This is a genomic window from Streptomyces sp. N50 (genome assembly GCF_033335955.1).
Classification (GTDB): domain Bacteria; phylum Actinomycetota; class Actinomycetes; order Streptomycetales; family Streptomycetaceae; genus Streptomyces.
The window spans coordinates 5,845,150-5,863,019 of record NZ_CP137549.1 but is presented as its reverse complement, the minus strand read 5'-3'; the positions used below and the strand labels follow the sequence as shown (position 1 = coordinate 5,863,019).

Genomic DNA, 17,870 nt, shown 5'->3' with positions numbered 1-17,870 from the left:
CGAGCGTTGAAGCGCAATGGGTCACACGGCACGGCAGGCTCGCCGGGACCGGAGTGTCCTGCCCGACCGGGTTCGGGCAGGCGTAGCGCTCAGCCGTGGGGACGGTCCCCGGGCCTCACAGTGAGCGGCCGTAGGCTCCGGCGCCGTACGTCACCGCGCCGGTCGTACCGTCGGCGAGGACTCCGGTGATCCGGAAGTACGTCGTGTCGCCGAGGACCAACGGCACGTAGGCCTTGAAGAGGGGGCCCTTGGAGCTCGCGACCTTGCTGACTCGTTCGTAGGCCCGGGTGGTCGGGTTCCACTTGTCCAGGTGGTACTCGGTGATGGTGCCGCAGAGGGTCTCGTCGTCGCAGGTCCACTGGATGTATCCGACGGTGCCCACGGTAGCGGGGTTGGTGATGGTGAGCGGGCCGGTGTTCTCGCCGCGGGCTTCGTCGGGCCTGTTGTCGGGTTCGGTGATCGTGACCGTGGTGGCGTCGGCCCAGGGGATGTGGTTGTCCCAGCGGTCGAGCGCCGCGACGAAGAAGGTCACCGTCTCGCCGTCCGGGGGCCCCGCGCACAGCAGCGCGTTCGGTACGTCCCGGTCCGGGAACGTCGACCCGGCGTCGCCGCACCCGGTGGAGTCGTAGTGGATGCTGCCGTCGGGCCGCTGGACGACGCGGGCGGCGACGTACCGCAGGCCGCTCTCGGCGGGAGCGTCCCAGCTCAGCACGGTGCCGTCCGCACGCGGGGTCGCGGTCAGGCCGGTGAGCGCGGGCGGGGGAACGCTGTCGGGGGTCACCGTGACCGGCTCCGACATCGGGGACACGTTGCTGGCGGCGTCGGTGACCACGGCCGCGTAGGTGTAGGTGGTGCCGTCGAACGCCGGCAGCGCGTCCGTGAAGGTGTCGATCGACGGTGAGGCCGCCGTCACCGTGACGAGGAGCGCGGGGTCGTCGCCGAGGATGTCGCCGGTGGAGCGGTAGAGCTTGAGGGTGCCGCCGGTGCGCAGCTCGTTCAGGGTGCCTTCGCTGGGCTGGTACCAGCTGACGTTGAGGGAGCTGGCCGTGCCCGACCTGTGGGACACGGCGAGGACGGGGGCCGTCGGAACGATGGTGTCGGGCGGGGTGACCGTCAGGACGGGGGTCCGCCCGGACACGTTCCCCACGCGGTCGGTGGCCTGGACGACGTACTGGCGGGGCCTGCCGTCGGTTGCCACGTCGGGGTCGGTCCAGGTGGTCTTGTCGGTCGGCCCCATGGAGATCCAACCGCCGTCCGCGACCTGTCGGTAGACCTGATACGGGTAAGCGGCGAGATCCATCTCCTTGTTGGGCGCCCAGGTGACGGTGGCGGAGCCGGCGGCCTCGTCGTACGCCACCTTCGTCCCGGTGGGCGCGAGCGGGGCGACGTTGTCAGGGCCCGAACCGCCGGGCGTGTAGGCGAACTTGACGGCGGCGGAGCCGGTCCAGTTGACGTAGTCGACGCGGAGGGTGTGCGTGCCCTTGGGGATGGTCAGGTTGACGGTCCTGGAGACGGTGTTGGTGCCGTTCTTCCACAGGTCGATCTCGCGTACGCCGTCGAGGTAGACGCGGATGCCGTCCTGGCCGGACGCGGCGAACGCGAAAGGCCCGCCGGAGCCGAAGTCGCGGGTCACGGTCCAGCGGACGCCGAAGTTGTCCTTGCCGACGCCGGAGACGCCGGGCGAGTTGGCGCCCCAGTTCTCGCTGATCGCCGTATCGCAGTCCGTGCGCTTCGCCGCACCCGAGAAGGCGGTGTTCGCGAAGACCTGCCGGGTGTAGGCGTTCGCCGTGCAGGCCGCCGCCGACGCCGGCGAGGTGGCCACCGCGGCGAGACCGCCCGTCAGCACGGTCACCGCCGCGGTCGCGGCGGCCAGACGGGATCTTCCGACACTGCTCACTGAGTCCCCTTTTGGACACGCGGCTTTTTGGACACATGGCTGCCCGGCGGGCAGTCCTACCGGGAAGGGGGATTCACGAGAGCAGCCTGTGGTTGTACGGCAGAACGGTTTCTTGTCGCTTTCGATGACAGGGCGTCGGCCGACCGCGTCGATTTGCGCCGCTTCGCCTCAACTGCGGCCGACGGACCCGCCTGTTCGCGACAGCCGGGCCCGCGCCGGCTGAGGCAACCAGGCCTCCTCGCCCGGCTGTTGCCACAGGAACACCCATATCCTGTCGGAGACGAACTTATTGCCCACCTACGGGGATGACGGTTTGCTTCACTCACCAGCCGGCCGCGACCGATGGGTCATACGGCAGCACAGGCCCGCCGGGACCGGAGTGTCCCGCCCGACCGTCGTAGCGCCCTCCGATGGCTGACGGCTCCGCGCCCACCGCGCAGCAGGCGTTCACCGCGCTGATGCGCGCACGGATCGCTCCCGGGCTGCGCGCGCTCGGCTTCAAGGGTTCGGGGCAGACGTACGAACTCCCCCATCTCGAGACCTGGGCCCTCATCGGCTTCCAGAAGTCCGCGCACAACACGGCGGGGCAGGTCGAGTTCACCCTCAACGTCACCGTGGCCGACAAACTCGGCTGGGCCCAGGCCCGCAGACGCGAGCCGCACCTCCCCGCCCGCCCCAGCCCGAACACCGTCTACGGCCCCGCCGCCTGGCACAGCCGCATAGGCCGCCTCCTCCCCGCGAACCGCGACACCTGGTGGACCATCTCGCCCACGACCGACCCGGAACCCGTCGCCCGTGGAGTCATCAGCGCGGTGACGGAGTACGCGCTGCCGGCGATCCGGGAGCGCCGGCGTTCGTGAAGTACCGGGCTGGGCGGGCGAGTTGCTGAGCTGACCGGCGAGTGGCGCTGCGGCGGGGCGCCTGCCGCCGCGGCAGACGGCGGTCGCGGGTGAGCGGCCGTCGAAAACCGGTGGCTGCGCGGGCCGCCCGGCCTCCACCCTGTACGCCATGGAAGAACCGCTGCGCGGAATCCGTGCGGTCCACTCGGAGTCCACGACGATCACCGTCTACCAGGCGTACGCCCCGGAGATCGGCCTGGCCGCCGCCCGTGAGGGGCGCTTTCCGGCCTCGTGGAAGCGGGACCGGATGACATGGGTCATCAAGCCTCGTTCACAGACGGCGGCCTACCCGGCGAGCAACCGGCTGGACGCCTGAAGGGCAGCGAGGTGGCTCGTAAGCCGGGTCCGACAGGGTTCTCCTGCGTGGTGAGGGACGGGCTCCAGGCACTCAGTCGAAGGCCACGACCAGGCGAACACCTTCGTCGCCGAAGCGGCCTGCCAGGGCCTTCATCACAGCGAAGACATGCGGCCAGTGAGTCTCAGGCCCCAGGATCGCGCCGACCGTCAACGGCTCGTAGGCGCAGGTCAGTTCGCCGTTAACCCACTCCACGCGTTCCGTCGCGTCGCGCAGGTCGGTTGGTGGTTCACCCACCACGGACAAGGCCTCAAGCAGCCGCGAGTCGGAAACCGGATGCTGATGCAGGATCGATGGCAGCGCCTTCGTGCGCCACGTCAGTCGGCCGTTGAATTCATGCGGGGTTGCCATAAGATCGATCGTGGCCAGCTCCGCCCAGCTGACCCAACTGGCGCTGTGCAGGCCGTCCGATGCGACCCAAGGACCCAACTGCGAGCGCATCCCGCTCGACAGATCGACGGGAAGGCCACGGTCCGGTGCAAGTGGCTGGAAGCCCGCGTAGTTGCGCACTCCGAAGAGGCAGCCGAAGGCCGCGTAGTCGGTTTCGTCGTACAGCGGCCAGAGATCCATGGCGGCCACCCATGGCTCGCCGTCGTAGTAGTCGGTACCGACGCCGGGATGGCGAAACTCGATGCCTCCATGGATATCTGTGCTCACGGCGCCGCACCTTAACAGCGCTCGCGCGGTCGGGTGCGAACAGCGCCGGTCAGTAGCGGAGGCGGGCCATGTCCCCGTCGATGCGCAGGATGCAGTCTCTGAAGCAACCCAGCGGCGCTCCCCCGTCCGACGGGTGCAGGGTCAGTCCCAGATCCATCAGGGGGCGGATTGCCTCCGCATGCCGATTCCCGTCCGGATCAGGGTCCCGCACTGCCGCCCACGCCTCGAACAGCGCGCTGACACCCTCCCAGCCCGGCCCAGGCTCGAAACGGCACAAGAACGTCGGCTGGTCGATCCCGTACTCGCGAAGCTCACCGACCCGAACGTCTCCGCGCATGAGCCACCACACCTTGGTCACTCTTTGCCCCTCCCAGTGTCCGGCGCCCAAAGCACGCTACCGCCGCTCCCTTGCACCCGAACTGTGAGAACCAGCCGCTCCACGTCGGGCAGGACAGTTGAGTCGGTTCAAAAAAGGAGTACGAACGCGGTTTGGCATGGATGATCATGCCGCGTTCACAGACCAGTGCCTGCGTCCGCGATGAATCCAACAGCCCGGTATCGCGATGTCAGTCGTCGAATCGGTCCCACTCGATTGGGGCCTTCTCCAATGGAGCGAGAGCGTTGCGGTGGGTGGCGTCGGCCCAGGCTCTGAAACCGTTGTCGTCTTCACGGAACCAGACAGTCGGATCGGCGCCCGGGCCGTCGAGCGTACACAGCAGCGACCAGAGGAGCCCTCCCTGGTTCTCCTCGCCGAAGACGAGCATCTCCCCCCCGGGGGGTCGGTCTGATGCTTGGGCACGGGAAGAATTCAGTTCTGAACTCCCAGGCAGCATGGGCGGTACTGTGCCAGCCGGGAGAGCTGGGTGAGTCCAGTCGGCAGATCCGGGACAGCTGCCAGTACCGACGGCGGCTCGGCAGTCTCAGACATGGCGGGATGTCAGTCGGTGATGAACTGTTCGAGCGCACTGGCCCAGTCGCCATTCACCTGTCCGCGCTATTCGAGGTTGGGGAGAGCCGCTGACGGTATGGGGAGGGCGGACGCGACCCAAGTCGGGCTTCCTCAGCGGTGAAGCGAGCCGAAGGACGCAGTCGGTGAGAACGTTTTCGTCGGAGCCTGGGCGGAGTACTGTACCGGCCTGGATCACGGATCCGGTGCCCGGATACACGAGGCCCTCCGAGTTCCGGACCGTCAGATCAATCGGCAACTTCGTGTCATCTGCGCCCCGCTCCCAGAGTTCTTCCACGAGCCGCTTCCTGACGGGCGTCGGCGCAGGGCCCAGCAGACGGACCTCGTCGGCATTCCATGCGCAACTCCTGTCGAGTGCATCCCCGGCTTCCACGATGATCAGCGTCCCGGCATCGCCCATGACCACAATGACGCTTCCGAAGGTGAAGCTCTCTGTGACCGCCGTGCCACCGCAGAGCATGAACGCCCACTCGTGAGTCAAGAGCGTCATGGGAGACATCCCCCAAGAGTGATCAGCCATGCACGCATCTTCCCCGACAATCGTGCGTCAGTTCCCATCTGACGGGCATCGCCCTACGGCGGTGCAGTGAAAGGTCTACAAGCATGGCTTGACAGGGGTCATCAAGCCGCGTTGACCAGCCTCTGTACGTCGACAGTCCCTTCCGTTGGTAGATCCGGACACTGTTGTAGATCCGCGCCGTTCCTCGGGAGCGGTGAGGCGTCCGTGACGAAAGGGGTCTCTTCAGGGTCCCGTAGTCCGTCGCATCTGCCTGGGAAACGATGCGATTTTCCTGCCCTGCGCGATCTACAGCACTAGCAGTCACTGCCAGTTGAAGGGCTAGTATTGACCTTGCGCTTCGGTCCCATACTCGATACCTGAAATAGGTGATGAGAACGTGAAGCAAGTGGCTCTTATTACCGGAATCGCCGGCCAGGATGGCTCCTACCTGACCGAGCTCCTGCTATCCAAGGGGTATTTTATTATCGGTTTCGACAATCACTCAGAACGGATGCGACAGCTCCAGATAAGGCTGGCCGGCAATCCTCTTCGATCGCGAGTTCTTCTCGAACTCGGCGATGTGTGCGATCGCGACTTCATGGCCCGGCTGATTTCCTCCAGCAAGCCGGATGAAATCTATAACCTTGCAGCGCAAAGTCACGTCGGGGTCTCATTTCAACAACCAAAGGTCACGGCTGATACTGCACTGGCGATCAAAGATTTGCTTGAGATTTCGCTGGATATCCATCCCGTAGCCAGAATTTTCCAGGCATCCACTTCGGAAATGTTTGGTGATTCACCGGCTCCTCAGACGGAGCGGAGTGACTTCAATCCGCTCAGTCCGTATGCCGAGGCCAAGCTTGAAGCTCATGAGTTTTTGATCGAATTTCGACAGAAGCACTCTTGCTACGCCTGTGCGGGAATCTTGTTCAATCATGAGTCCCCTCGTCGACGTGAAGAGTTCGTTAGTAGGAAGATTGCACGCGGAATCGCACAGATAGTATCTGGCGACAGTGCAGAATTGAGACTTGGGAATCTTGCTGCGAGGCGCGACTGGGGGCACGCCAAGGAATACGTTGAGGCAATGTGGCTGATGTTGCAACAAGAACACCCGGAAGAGTTTGTTATCGCCACGGGGGAAAGCCACAGTGTCAAAGAGTTTGCGGCTAGCGGGTTTGCGCTAGTCGGTGAAGACTGGCGTGATTACGTTGTATCTGATCAGGAATTCTTCCGGCCGTCGGATCCTCCCGACTTGTGCGGCGACGCCGAGGAAGCCTATCGAAAGCTCACATGGCAGCCCAAGATTCCTTTCGCCGAACTCGTGCGAGAGATGCTGCTGGCCGAAATCCGCCCTAATAGCCCGGCGCTTCGCCGAGCTGCGGGCATCATTCTGAATTCTTTTCGCACGGATTAAGCCAGAGCTACGCCAGCCTGACGTCGATCGGCGTCTCGGGATCTTCTTCTAGGTATTTTACGTGCAAAACTTCACAGATGACGCCCGCCTGCTGCCTGTGCTGCAATAGCCTCAGGTTTTCAGAATTGGCAACGAATTGTGTGGCGGCAACGGTACCGCTGCCATGAATTCCCGCCAATAGGACCAGCCTCTTCGAAGGATTTCGAAGGTTCGGCAATGATGCAACAAGGCCGTAGTCGAAGTGTGAATCCTCGGTGACTCCGCGCTCGGAGACGTCTTGTCGAGAGGAGTAGATCCTCGTATTCCTCAGATTGTCTCTGAGTAAATTCCCGCGCCCGTTGGGATTGGGATTTTCTGTCAACTCGTATCTCATAGAGGACGGAGCTGAAGCCAATCTCCGGTAGCATGAGTTGCGGGCGGGACCACATAGAGCGACCACATTATTGTCGCGGAGCATGGATTCCGATACCACTCTGCGGTCGGGGATAATGGTGAAGTCCAGCCCTTCTCGGAGATTCGACTCCTCGAAGAACTGTGCAAGAATGCGTGCTGACCGAGTGTCGGTGGCCGGGTAGTTGTAGGCGCGTTCTGGCTCGTCGTAGATAGACGAGTGGACCACGAGAATCTTTTCGCCCGCCCTGCCGAAAAAGTCGCCGATCCTTTTTCTCGTAGCCTGTTTCCGCATATTCGCCCGCACGTGCTGGGTGCTGTGGGCCGCTACGGCGCCGAGACCTGTGGCGAGCAGATTAATTGACAAGTCGGCGACGGGTACTATCATGAATCACCTGTCCGTGTAACCGAGAGGTTTAGTCGGTGGAACCGCGCGAGTCGGATTGAGATCACTGGATTCCGAAGTGATCTAGCCTGGGTGAAATCGAATTCAAGAGGGTTGCACACTTGTATCGTCTGACGCTCTGGTCCGCTATAGCTTAGGGCGTGAGCGGCCGGGTAGGGCGTGAATGTCGCTCTTGCCCTTCCGTCAAAGCTTGGGCACGTTGCTCCGTCACATCGCAGGTCTTCCTCGCGATGACCGTTGCTCGACCCAGCGGCTCCGGCCTCGGCATCTTGCGTTACGTGGTCGAACGCACCATCGCCTGGCTGCACGGCTTCCGCTGCCTGCGGATCCGCTGGGAACGACGCGACGACATCCACGAAGCCTTCCTCGGCCTCGCCACCTGGCTCATCACCCACCACCACGTCCAACGCCTTTGTTAGGACCTCTGAGCGCTCTCCTTGCCGATGAGATGAGGGACTGAACCCTGCTCAGACCCACAACCGGTCGTGGATCACGGGTCAGCCCGGAACACGCCTGGTCCTGCCCGGCCGACCGTGCAGTTCAATCTCCGTCACCAGGAGGGGAACTGCTGAGGAAGTGGATCCACCGAGCCAAACGGAATCTCTCTGCGCAAAGGGTTGTGAACGCGGCTCGACATGGATCAAGCCGTCGTTCCTGTGGATGACGTACCGCCGCAGCCGGGGTGCGAAGGCAGGCCAGGAGACCGTCCTCGCTGTCGAGATCACGCGGGACGGCTTCGAGTGGGCACTGCGGCACGCGTGCCTGTCGAGTTACGTCAGTGGGGTGCCCGTCAGTGGGGTGCGCCCCGACCGAGCCGCCTGGCAGCGTCAGTTGAAGCGTGCGCCCGCTCGGGTGCGGTGGGATCCCGAGCGGGATCTGCGCCTGCGGCCGCTGCCCCACCGTGCCCTGCAGCTCGGGCTGTCCGGTGAGGCCGTGCGCCGCTACGCCGACGAGTGGACGGTCGCCGTCCGCGACGTGACACCGCTCGCCCACGAGATCCGGGCCCTCGTCAGCGGCGATGACCCGGAGTCCGCCGCCCGACTCCTGCCCCGGGAACGCCCCTACCCACTGGGCGACGGACTCGTCGCCCACCTGCGGGATGACGGATGAGCACGGGCGACGACGTACCGACGCCGCTCGCGGCGCTGTGGCGGGAGCGGCGGTCTGCGGGTCCGCCCGTCGCGCACACGTTCCGCGGTACGTATGCGGACCGCTGGGTGCGGTTTCACAGTCTTCCCGGCTCGAAGCGGTACCCGGAGGGGGAGGACGAGTACGCGATCGTGCTGCACCGGTACAACACCGTCCTCGACGAGTTGTTCACCGGCACGGAGGTGTTCGTGGTGACCGTGGACTGGTCGGACACCCCGGCCGGGCCCGCCCGCCACCCGGAACCGCGCCGGACCCTGCACCCCGGCGGCGTCCACTGGTGGACCGAGTCGGACGAGGACGACCCCGACCCGGAGTTACACACCCACACCCGCCTCTACGCCGACCGGCGCCCTTGGCGACACGGCCGCTTCGACGAACTGCTGCGCGCCGTCGCGGACGACACGCTCGCCGGAGTGTTCGTCTCCGACACCGGCCTTCAGCGCATCCACCACCCCTACGACGGTGGCGCCGACGTCATCCTCACCACGTCCGCGGAACGGGACCTCCTGCGCGCGAGGCACACCGACTGGCTGTCCAGCCGGCCGTCCGGGCTCTGACGGAACGACCGGTGGCAGGGCCGGTGCCGCTACGCTCCCCTGTCGTGCAGCAGACGCGTCTCGACACCGGTCGGATCCGGGCCGCCCGCCGGGTGATCGACCCGGTGTTCCTCGGCACTCCGCTGTACCGCTGCGAGGCGTTGGAGCCCGGTCTCGGGTGTGCGGTGAGCATCAAGCTCGAGACGGCGAACCCGGTGCGCAGTTTCAAGGGGCGTGGCACCGAGGTGGTCGCGAGTCTGCTCGCCGAGCACGGTCCGCGGGCCGTGGTGTGCGCGAGCGCGGGCAACCTCGGCCAGGCCCTCGCCTGGTCCGGGCGTGGCCGGGGGCTCGACGTGACCGTCGTGGCGTCACGGTTCGCGACGGCGGCCAAGCTGGATCGCATCCGGGCGTTGGGCGCCGGGCTGGAACTGGTGGACGGCGACCACGAGTTGGCGCGCGAGCGGGCGGCCGCCATCGCACGGTACGACGGCATCCGGCTGGTCGAGGACAGCCTCGACGTCGAGACCTGCGAGGGCGCGGCCACCATCGGCCTGGAACTGGTGGAAGCGCGGGAACGGGCGAAACCGGAAGCACAGGCGAGACGGGCTGACCTGGCCGACTTCACCGACCTGACCGCCTCCACCCAGCTGACCGACGTGACCGCCCCCAAGGACCTCACCGCCCCCACCACCCCCACCGACCTCACCCACCTGACCGGCCCGACCACCCCCACCGACCTGACCACCCTCACTGCCCCCACCGAACGGGCCGACCGGGCCGTACAGGCCGAACTGCCGGACCCCGCGCCCCCGTTCGACGCCGTCCTGATCGCTCTCGGGGGCGGGGCGCTGGCCACCGGCGTCGGTCATGTGCTGAAGGCCCTCGCGCCCGGTGTCGAGGTGATCTGCGTCCAGCCGCTGGGCGCACCGGCGTTGACCCGCTCGTGGCACGAGCGGCGCGTCGTCACCACCGACTCGACCGACACCATCGCCGACGGCGTCGCCGGGCGGCGCCCCATCCCGGCCGTCCTGGACGATCTCCTCCTGGTCGCCGACGACGCCGTCCTCGTCCGGGAGGCGTCGATCATCGCCGGGATGCGGATGCTCCTCGACCACGCCGGCCTCGTCGTCGAACCGTCGGCCGCGCTCGGCATCGCGGCGATCCTGGAAGACCGCGACCGTTTCGCCGGCCGGCATGTGGTGACCATCGTGTGCGGCGGCAACGTCGACGGGGACGCCTATCGCCGCTGGGTCGGCGCGGCAGGCCTCCCGCACGGGGTCTGACCCCGTTACTCAGAGGCGTCGTGAAAGGGTGCGGCGTGATCCATTCCCTGCGCTTCTTCTTCGAGGCCGGCGTAGACGTTCCGTTGTGGCCCGACGACATGGACAGCCCTTACGGCTGTCCCTGCGAGCTGGAGCGCCTGCCGATCACCCCGGCCCTCCAGGCCGAGCTGGCGCGACTGAGCGAGTGGTACCAGTCGTCGATCGACTGGGACTGTCCGCCGGACCCGTCCCCGTGGCCGGACGAGGAACTGCGGCTGTTCACGCAGCAGTCGGACACCGCGCTGGAGGCGCTGCGCGGCGAACTGGGCGCGGGCTGGACCGTCCGGGACGAACGCCTCGTGTGACAAGTCGCGCGTCCGTCCTCCGTATCCCCGGACGTATCCCCCGGAGTTCAGGACCTGACTCGTCCACGCAGCCCCCGACCCCGACCCCGCCAAAACGCCACGTGTCAAGCATTTCGGCCTCGTTCAGAGAGACCGGCGGCCGCGCCCTCCCCGCCCTACGATCCCGCACATGCTGATTCGTCGCGCACTACGGATGATCATCGTGCTCGCCGTGGCTCTCGCCGGAGCGATCGGGGGTGGGGTGGGGACGGCACAGGCCGAGGGGAACCGGGGGCCGGGCGGCTCGTACGATCGGCAGCTGCTGTTCTACAACCACTCCTTCGGGGTCTTCGACCGGGTCACCGCCGATGCCATCGAACACTCCGACTACTTGCGGGAGTTCGCCAACTTCCAGGTCCGCACCACGACCGGCTCCGGCGGGCAGACCTGGACCGGCCGCTATCTGATGGGCCGCGAGACCTACCTGGAACTGCTCGGGATCGGTGACGTCCCCGGCCAGGACGGGACCCTCGGCGCCGCCGGACTGGGTCTCTCGGTCGAGCACGCGGGAGACCTGGCGACGGTCAAGGAGCGGCTGAAGGACGAGGGGGTCGCACCCGTCGACTTCCTCCAGACCAAGGACTTCGGTGACGGTGTGCCGGTGCCGTGGTTCGACGCCGTCCTCACGACCGAGGAGTACGACGCCTTCGACGCCTGGGGGATGGAGTACCGGCCGGAGTACTTCGCCGACCCGCGCGGCAACACCGAGCCGGCGAGTTTCCCCGGTGACGTCGGCCGGGAGCGCTACCTCTCCGACGACTACCGCACCCACCTCATGCGGGACGTGACCGCCGTCCGGATCGCGGTCACCCCGGGCGACCTCGCCGACACCGTGCCGCTGCTGCGGGCCGGCGGGTTCAGCGTCCGGACCGTGACGGGCGGCGGGGTCGTCGCGGAGGGCGGCGGCACCGCGATCCGGTTCGACGTCGTACCGCGCGAGCAGGCGGGCTACGAGCAGGTCGACATGTCACTCAACCGGCCCGTGAAGGACCGGCACGTGGAGCGGATCGGCAACTCCACCCTCACCGTCGGCCCCGGCAGCCACGCCGTGTGGACGTTCGCCAAGAACGGCACGGCCACCCGCTAGACAGCAGTGTGCGCCCCCTTCCGTCGCAGGAAGGGGGCGCACACTGTCGTATCACTCGCCCCGGCGTCAGCCCTCCGCGCGGGCCGGCAGCTTCCACCCCGGGCGCGGGAAGTGGCAGGTGTAGCCGTCCGGGTACCGCTGGAGGTAGTCCTGGTGCTCGGGCTCGGCCTCCCAGAAGGGGCCGACCGGCTCCACCTCGGTGACGACCTTGCCCGGCCACAGGCCCGACGCGTCCACGTCCGCGATCGTGTCCTCGGCGACGCGCTTCTGCTCGTCGTCGACGTAGTAGATCGCCGAGCGGTAGCTGAGGCCGATGTCGTTGCCCTGGCGGTTCTTGGTGCTCGGGTCGTGGATCTGGAAGAAGAACTCCAGGAGCGCGCGGTAGTCGGTCAGCTCCGGGTCGTAGAGGATCTCGATGGCCTCCGCGTGCGTGCCGTGGTTACGGTACGTCGCGTTCGGCACATCCCCGCCGGTGTAGCCGACCCGGGTCGCCGTCACGCCCGGGAGCCGGCGGACCAGCTCCTCCATCCCCCAGAAGCATCCGCCCGCCAGTACGGCCCTCTGCGTCTGCGCAGCCATTGCGACCCTCCAATTTCCGTCAGCTCGATCACTGGGTCAGTTCGGTCACTCGGCTCGTCGGTCACCGGCATCCTTCACCCAGTGTGCTCAACACACGAGGGGTCCGCGCGATTCCTCGGCCGATCTGCCCGTACACCCTGCTCCGGCGCCCGGAACCCGCCGATCCGCTCCTCCAGCAGTTCGGCCAGCCGCAGCGGGGTCCGGTCCTCGAACATCGGGCCGACGATCTGCACGCCCACCGGCAGCCCCTCGGGCGACCGGGCCGCCGGTACGGCCGTGGCGGGCAGCCCGGGCATGGTGGCCAGGCCGGCCCAGACCAGCTGGTCGAAGTACGGGTGCGCCACGCCGTCGATGTCGAGCCGACGGGCCAGCGGATCGGGGTCGTGGTCGTGCGGGAACGCGGGCGTGGGCGTCACGGGACACACCACGGCGTCGAACGCGCCGAAGAGCCGCCGCCAGCCGTGCCGGTGCAGTTCGCGCCGGTTGTTCACCTCCGTCCAGTCCCGGTGACTGAGCACCATGCCGCGCAGCCGTGCCGCGTCGAGGCTCCGGTCGTCCGGGCTCAGTCCGGCGGCGCGGGTGCGCAGGTGCTCGTACTCCTCGACGGGAAAGCGTGCGACGGAGCCCGAGAACAGCAACTGCGTGTAGAGCAGGGCGGCTTCGGCCAGGTCGGGCAGCAGCGGGCTGTGCCGTTCGACGCGGGCACCGGCGTCGGAGAGCGCGTCGGCCACCCGGTGCACGCCCGCCCGCACCGCGGACCCGGTCGGGATGAACGGATGCTCGTCGAGGACCAGGACCCGGAAGTCGCCGAGCCGCTCGTGGCGCGCGGGCGGCAGCATCACGCCGTAGGCCAGACCGCGGGTCAGCGGGTCCGGTCCGGCCATGACGTCGAGGAGGAGGGTGAGGTCGCGGGCGGTGCGCGCCATCGGGCCGACGACGGCGAGGTCGGGTTCGACCGGGAGCGCCGGCGCGTCCGGCGGGACCATGCCGCGCGTGGCCGCCAGCCCGAGCGTCGGCTTGTGGGCGTAGACACCGCAGAAGTGCGCGGGGGTGCGCAGCGAACCGGCGAGGTCGGACCCGATGGACAGCGCGCCGAACCCGGACGCCAGGGCCGCCGCCGACCCGCCGGAGGACCCGCCCGGCGTACGGCCGTGGTCCCAGGGGTTGTTGGTGGTGCCGTAGATCTCGTTGAAGCTCTGGATGTCCTGCAGGCCGAACGGCACGTTGGTCTTGCCGAGGACCACCGCGCCCGCGGCCCTGAGCCGTGACACCTGCACCGCGTCCTCGGCGGGGACGTACGTCAGGTGCTCGGGCATGCCCCAGGTCGTGGGCAGCCCGGCGATGTCGTACGACTCCTTGACCGTCACCGGGACGCCCAGCAGCGGTCGGTCCTCGCCGCGGGCGCGGGCCTGGTCGGCGGCGCGGGCGGCGGTGCGGGCGCGGTCGAAGTCCGGTACGCAGACCGCGTTGATCTCTTTGTCGTGCCGCTCGATACGGGTGATCGCCTCGTCGGTCAGTTCCGCCGAGGACACGTCACCGGCGCGCAGGGCGGTGACGAGTTCTTCGGCGGTCGGGAGATTCCATGAGTTCCGCTCCATGGATCCGACCGTAACGACCATGCGGAGGAGCCACGAAATACCGTTTCGCGCAACGGAGTTGGCGCCCCGCGTCCTGTCGTCAGCCGCTCTGCGACAGGCCTTCGACGCTGTCCTTCATGAGGGCCGCGTACTGCGCGGACATCTTGTCGACGTAGGTCTGGAGGTTGAACTGGCGCTCCACGTGTCTGCGCCCTTCCTGGCCGAGGCGGCGGGAGAGGACCGGGTCCAGGAGCAACGTCCGTACGCGGTCGCTCAGTTGGCCGAGGTCGCCGGGTGTCACCACGTACCCGGTCCGGCCGTGGACGACGGTCTCCGGCAGGCCGCCGGTGGCGGTGACGACGACGGGGCGTCCGGCGGACATCGCCTCCAGGGGCGCGAGCCCCAGCGGCTCCGGGTAGTCGGAGGGGTAGACGACGACGTGCGAGCGGGCGTAGAGGCCCGGCATCTTGTCCTTGGGCGCGGGCACCAGGTCGACGTGGGCGCGCAGTCTCAGGTCGTCGATCAGCCGGTTGAGCCGGACCAGGAAGCCCTGTTGTTCCTCGTGCCAGTCCACGACCTCGTGCGGGCTGGTCAGGACGAGGCGGACGGGCAGGCCGCCCTGTCTGAGCGCGCCGATCATGCGGACCGCCAGCTCGGCGCCCTTGTCCGGGATGAGGCGGGCCGGCAGGAGGACGGTACGGGGACCGTCGTCCCGGGCCGGCGGCAGATCGCGGAACCGGCTGGTGGCGATGCCCAGATAGACGCGGCGGGCGCGGATGCCGAGGTGCGTCCGGCAGGCGAACGCGAGGTATTCGGAGACCACGAAGTGGCCGTCCCAGGAACCGCAGAACTGGGCGGTCCACGGGTCCTCGGGCCAGATGCTGTGGTACGTGTGCAGCAGCGGCGTACCCGTGCGTTCCCTGAGCCGGCTGAGCGCCAGGGCCGGTACCGGGGAGAAGTGGTGCAGGTTGTGGCCGTGCACGAGCTGGATCCCGTGGCCGTCCACCACCCGCGCGAGCCACGCGTACAGCTCGGCGGCCTGGCGCTCCTCGGCGGGCGTCACCCAGCGCCGCCCGCCGCGGGCCCCGCCCGGGGTGCCGGCGCGGTACTCGGTCAGCCGTAACAGGCGGTGGCTGAGGATCTCGACCTGGTCGACCGGCTGCGGCCGGGGCTCGCCGGTCAGCAGGGTCACCCGGTGTCCCCGCCGCGCCAACGAGGCGGCGTAGTCGGCCAGATGGGACTCGACGCCGCCGACCGTGGGCGGAAAGGCCCAGTGCACGAGGGCTATGGAACGCCGGATGTCCGCCCGCCCGCCACGTACCACGTGTCTCCCTCTCCTCGGGGACCGCTCTGCCTCAGGTCGTGCAGGAACCTCCGGCGTCGATGCGCCACTCCTCGTCGTCGATGCCCCGTACCTCCGTGCCGCCGTGGAGGTCGACGCTCACGTCGACGGATCGCTCGCCGAGCCTCAACCCCCGCACAGCGTAAGGTGAATGCAGACCCATGCGTGAGGGCGCGATCGGCCGTAGCGTCAGCCGGCGGTCGGGGACGTCGGCGTCCACCCGGAGCATCGCGGAGCAGAGCAGCGCCGCCGAGGCGGCCGCCCAGGCCTGTGGCCGGCAGGACGGCGGATACGGCGCCGGCCGTCCGAAGCGGGAGTTCGGGTAGACGGCGTAGAGCTCGGGCAACCGGTAGTCGAAGTGCCGGGCCGCGTCGAGCATCCCGCCGAGCAGGGTGGCGGCCTCGTCGACGAATCCCGTGGCGGCGAGCCCGTGCACGGCGATCGCGGAGTCGTGCGCCCAGACCGATCCGCCGTGATAGCTGAACGGATTGAATCCGGCCAGGTGCGCGGAACGGGTGCGGATCCCCCAGGGTGTCCGCAGTCCGTCGGACATGAGCGCCTCGGCCACCGACCGGTGTTCCTCCTCCCCCTGGAGGATGCCGGAGTTCAGCAGGTGCCCCATGTTGGAGGTCCGGCCGGTGACGGGACGTCCGCCGCCGTCGACGGCGATGGCCGGATAGCGCCGTCCGTCCGGCTCCTCGACCCAGAAGGACCGCTGGAAGGCTGCGCGCAGCCGGGCCGCCCGCTCCCCCACAGCTCGGCCTGCTCCTTCTCGCCCTCGACCGCGGTGAGGAGTTCGGCGAAACCGACGGCGGCCCGGTAGGCGTACCCCTGCACCTCGCACAGGGCGATGGGCGGGTCGACGCGGTGTCCCTCGGCGTCGCGGATCGCGTCGGGCGAGTCCTTCCAGCCCTGGTGCAGAAGGCCGTCGGCCCTGCCCCTGCCGTAGCTGATCAGGCCGTCGGGGCCCAGGGTGTCCGCGACCCACCCCATCGCCGCCCGGGCGTGCGGCATGAGGTGCCGCACCTCGTCCTCGGCGAGACCCCACTTCCAGGCCTCGTGCAGGAGGACGACGAAGAGCGGGGTCGCGTCCACCGACGCGTAGTAGCGCGCGGGGAGCACCAGGCCGTCGCCGTGCCGGGTCTCCGTCGGCCGCAGTTCGTGCAGGATCCGTCCGGGGGCCTCGTCCGTGAACGTGTCGTGCCGCCTTCCCTGACGGCCGGCCAGGGCCCGGAGCGTGCCGCGGGCGAGGCCGGTCCCGAACGGCAGCATCATGCGGGCCGCCCAGATGCTGTCCCGGCCGAACAGGCCGAGGAACCACGGGCATCCGGCGGCCACGAACTGGCTCTCGGCCTCGTCGGCGGAACCGCTCGGCTCGGCCAGCCGCAACGCCTCCAGGTCGGCCAGTCCCCTGGTGAGCAGGGCGGCCATGTGCTCGTGCCCGGTCACCTCGACCCGCCCCCACGGAGCGGGCTGCCGGGGCGGTACCGGGTAGCCCGCCACCGTCGTGGTCTTGCCCTGCACGAACAGGCGTACGGACCACTCCTCGCCCGGCTCCAGCAGCAGTTCCCAGCGGAACTCCGCGCGTCCCGGCCGGTGGTCGTCCAGGGCGATCTTCGGTTCGGGGCCGCCGCCGTACGGCGGAACGGGCTCGGCCCGCAGCACGACCTCGCTGTTGTCGTGCGGGCTGTGCCAGCGCACTCCCGGAACGAAGCCTTCCGCCTGTTCGCAGGGGATGTCGGCGGCCGGGATGCCCGCCTTGATCGTGGCCACGTCGGCGAGGTCGGTGGCGGCCAGCACTGAGACGGTGAAGCGCGCCGCCCCGGGTCCGACGTTCTGCAGCCGGACGACGTCACCCGACTCCGCGACGTCCGGGCGCGTGACGGTACGGTCCCGCGCGACCAGCAGCCAGGGCGCGGCGGTCGGGTCCTCGGACGACCTGCACATCGCCTGGAAGAACGCCTCCCGGGAGCCCTCGGGGCGATGGGCGACATGCTCGGGTTCCTGGTCGTCGACGAGCAGCCGCAGCGTGTGCAGGAGCCGGCGGTCCTGGTCGTAGAAGCCGTCGACCCCGCTGCCCCGCAGCTGTCCGTCCCGGGGCGACAGCGCGAACGACGGCGCGGCCAGGCAGACCACCGAGTCGTCCAGGAACGGCTGACGGCCCGGCGGGAGGGAGGCGGAGTCGATCACTGGTGGCACCTTTCCACAACGCTGCGAGGCCGGCTGCGCCGGTGCCGGCTCGGCCCGTCGAGCATGCGTCGCATCCTCCCGAAACGGCGAGGGAGAACGTCCGGAAAAACACCTGAGACAGCCACTTGATGGTGATTCACGATAACGGCTCGCCGACGCGACAGCCATCATGCGGCCCGGCGGCGGGCGTTCGCAGGAGGTTTGCGCAACGGAGGCGTCAAGAGCCGCTTCCCGCCTCATACTTGTTCTTCCAAACGGGG

Annotated in this window: 16 protein-coding genes and 3 pseudogenes; 9 read left to right on the top strand and 10 right to left on the bottom strand. The window is 68.3% G+C overall.

What is annotated here, in order from left to right; genetic code table 11:
- Positions 1-115: 115 nt before the first annotated feature.
- Positions 116-1,897 (bottom strand): PA14 domain-containing protein, encoded by a 1,782-nt coding sequence (locus tag R2B38_RS26505; protein WP_318018476.1) that lies wholly within the window; start codon positions 1,895-1,897, stop codon positions 116-118.
- A 410-nt stretch (positions 1,898-2,307) separates the two neighbouring features.
- Here R2B38_RS26505 and R2B38_RS26500 point away from each other — a divergent pair, with 410 nt between their 5' ends.
- Both R2B38_RS26500 and R2B38_RS26495 read left to right on the top strand, forming a co-directional pair.
- Positions 2,308-2,757, top strand: coding sequence for a DUF4304 domain-containing protein (locus R2B38_RS26500; protein WP_318018475.1), 450 nt, complete (start codon positions 2,308-2,310; stop codon positions 2,755-2,757).
- A gap of 148 nt (positions 2,758-2,905) precedes the next feature.
- A pseudogene (locus tag R2B38_RS26495) lies at positions 2,906-3,064 on the top strand (DUF4291 family protein); the annotation flags it as partial.
- A 120-nt stretch (positions 3,065-3,184) separates the two neighbouring features.
- Here the strand turns inward: R2B38_RS26495 and R2B38_RS26490 are convergent.
- From R2B38_RS26490 to R2B38_RS26480, 3 genes are all read right to left on the bottom strand, one after another.
- Entirely contained in the window at positions 3,185-3,808 is a 624-nt protein-coding gene (locus R2B38_RS26490; RefSeq protein WP_318018474.1) for a hypothetical protein, read from the bottom strand.
- 49 nt (positions 3,809-3,857) lie between these two features.
- Entirely contained in the window at positions 3,858-4,145 is a 288-nt protein-coding gene (locus R2B38_RS26485) for a hypothetical protein (protein WP_318018473.1), read from the bottom strand.
- Positions 4,146-4,374: 229 nt separating this feature from the next.
- The gene (locus R2B38_RS26480; protein ID WP_318018472.1) at positions 4,375-4,572 is read right to left on the bottom strand and encodes a hypothetical protein; all 198 of its coding nucleotides are present in this window, start codon (positions 4,570-4,572) and stop codon (positions 4,375-4,377) included.
- Between the two features lie 1,099 nt (positions 4,573-5,671).
- Between R2B38_RS26480 and R2B38_RS26475 the strand changes: the two genes are divergently transcribed.
- Positions 5,672-6,688, top strand: coding sequence for a GDP-mannose 4,6-dehydratase (locus R2B38_RS26475; RefSeq protein ID WP_318018471.1), 1,017 nt, complete (start codon positions 5,672-5,674; stop codon positions 6,686-6,688).
- Between the two features lie 7 nt (positions 6,689-6,695).
- Here the strand turns inward: R2B38_RS26475 and R2B38_RS26470 are convergent, their stop codons facing one another.
- Positions 6,696-7,466, bottom strand: coding sequence for a hypothetical protein (locus R2B38_RS26470; RefSeq protein WP_318018470.1), 771 nt, complete (start codon positions 7,464-7,466; stop codon positions 6,696-6,698).
- A 269-nt stretch (positions 7,467-7,735) separates the two neighbouring features.
- Here R2B38_RS26470 and R2B38_RS26465 point away from each other — a divergent pair.
- The 6 genes and pseudogenes from R2B38_RS26465 to R2B38_RS26440 form a co-directional block, all read left to right on the top strand.
- Positions 7,736-7,903, top strand: a pseudogene (locus R2B38_RS26465) (transposase); the annotation flags it as partial.
- A 157-nt stretch (positions 7,904-8,060) separates the two neighbouring features.
- Complete coding sequence (locus R2B38_RS26460; RefSeq protein ID WP_318018469.1) at positions 8,061-8,594, top strand: DUF4291 domain-containing protein; 534 nt, start codon at positions 8,061-8,063, stop codon at positions 8,592-8,594.
- Entirely contained in the window at positions 8,591-9,190 is a 600-nt protein-coding gene (locus R2B38_RS26455; RefSeq protein ID WP_318018468.1) for a hypothetical protein, read from the top strand. The genes R2B38_RS26460 and R2B38_RS26455 overlap by 4 nt, the downstream gene beginning before the upstream one ends.
- A 44-nt stretch (positions 9,191-9,234) precedes the next feature.
- Positions 9,235-10,452, top strand: coding sequence for a threonine/serine dehydratase (locus tag R2B38_RS26450; RefSeq protein WP_318018467.1), 1,218 nt, complete (start codon positions 9,235-9,237; stop codon positions 10,450-10,452).
- Positions 10,453-10,487: 35 nt separating this feature from the next.
- The gene (locus R2B38_RS26445) at positions 10,488-10,796 is read left to right on the top strand and encodes a hypothetical protein (RefSeq protein ID WP_318018466.1); all 309 of its coding nucleotides are present in this window, start codon (positions 10,488-10,490) and stop codon (positions 10,794-10,796) included.
- Between the two features lie 193 nt (positions 10,797-10,989).
- Complete coding sequence (locus R2B38_RS26440) at positions 10,990-11,922, top strand: DUF5829 family protein (protein WP_318021795.1); 933 nt, start codon at positions 10,990-10,992, stop codon at positions 11,920-11,922.
- Between the two features lie 66 nt (positions 11,923-11,988).
- Here the strand turns inward: R2B38_RS26440 and msrA are convergent, their stop codons facing one another.
- The 5 genes and pseudogenes from msrA to R2B38_RS51355 form a co-directional block, all read right to left on the bottom strand.
- Positions 11,989-12,501, bottom strand: coding sequence for a peptide-methionine (S)-S-oxide reductase MsrA (gene msrA, locus R2B38_RS26435; protein ID WP_318018465.1), 513 nt, complete (start codon positions 12,499-12,501; stop codon positions 11,989-11,991).
- A gap of 74 nt (positions 12,502-12,575) precedes the next feature.
- Positions 12,576-14,099: an amidase gene (locus R2B38_RS26430; RefSeq protein WP_318018464.1), complete on the bottom strand. Its 1,524-nt coding sequence runs from the start codon at positions 14,097-14,099 to the stop codon at positions 12,576-12,578.
- A 79-nt stretch (positions 14,100-14,178) separates the two neighbouring features.
- Positions 14,179-15,402: a glycosyltransferase family 4 protein gene (locus R2B38_RS26425; RefSeq protein ID WP_318018463.1), complete on the bottom strand. Its 1,224-nt coding sequence runs from the start codon at positions 15,400-15,402 to the stop codon at positions 14,179-14,181.
- Between the two features lie 31 nt (positions 15,403-15,433).
- A complete protein-coding gene (locus R2B38_RS51360) occupies positions 15,434-16,747 on the bottom strand; it encodes an MGH1-like glycoside hydrolase domain-containing protein (protein ID WP_411978582.1) in 1,314 nt (437 codons plus the stop codon).
- Between the two features lie 260 nt (positions 16,748-17,007).
- Positions 17,008-17,778 (bottom strand): annotated as a pseudogene (locus R2B38_RS51355) (glycogen debranching N-terminal domain-containing protein); the annotation flags it as partial.
- Positions 17,779-17,870 lie beyond the last annotated feature (92 nt).

Excerpts from the sequence above, each read along its gene's own strand:
- R2B38_RS26500 (WP_318018475.1), top strand. The coding sequence starts at position 2,308 with ATGGCTGACGGCTCCGCGCCCACCGCGCAGCAGGCGTTCACCGCGCTG.
- R2B38_RS26485 (WP_318018473.1), bottom strand. The coding sequence starts at position 4,145 with ATGCGCGGAGACGTTCGGGTCGGTGAGCTTCGCGAGTACGGGATCGAC.
- R2B38_RS26480 (WP_318018472.1), bottom strand. The coding sequence starts at position 4,572 with ATGCTCGTCTTCGGCGAGGAGAACCAGGGAGGGCTCCTCTGGTCGCTG.
- R2B38_RS26470 (WP_318018470.1), bottom strand. The coding sequence starts at position 7,466 with ATGATAGTACCCGTCGCCGACTTGTCAATTAATCTGCTCGCCACAGGT.
- R2B38_RS26455 (WP_318018468.1), top strand. The coding sequence starts at position 8,591 with ATGAGCACGGGCGACGACGTACCGACGCCGCTCGCGGCGCTGTGGCGG.
- R2B38_RS26440 (WP_318021795.1), top strand. The coding sequence starts at position 10,990 with ATGATCATCGTGCTCGCCGTGGCTCTCGCCGGAGCGATCGGGGGTGGG.
- msrA (WP_318018465.1), bottom strand. The coding sequence starts at position 12,501 with ATGGCTGCGCAGACGCAGAGGGCCGTACTGGCGGGCGGATGCTTCTGG.
- R2B38_RS26430 (WP_318018464.1), bottom strand. The coding sequence starts at position 14,099 with ATGGAGCGGAACTCATGGAATCTCCCGACCGCCGAAGAACTCGTCACC.
- R2B38_RS51360 (WP_411978582.1), bottom strand. The coding sequence starts at position 16,747 with ATGCCCGTGGTTCCTCGGCCTGTTCGGCCGGGACAGCATCTGGGCGGC.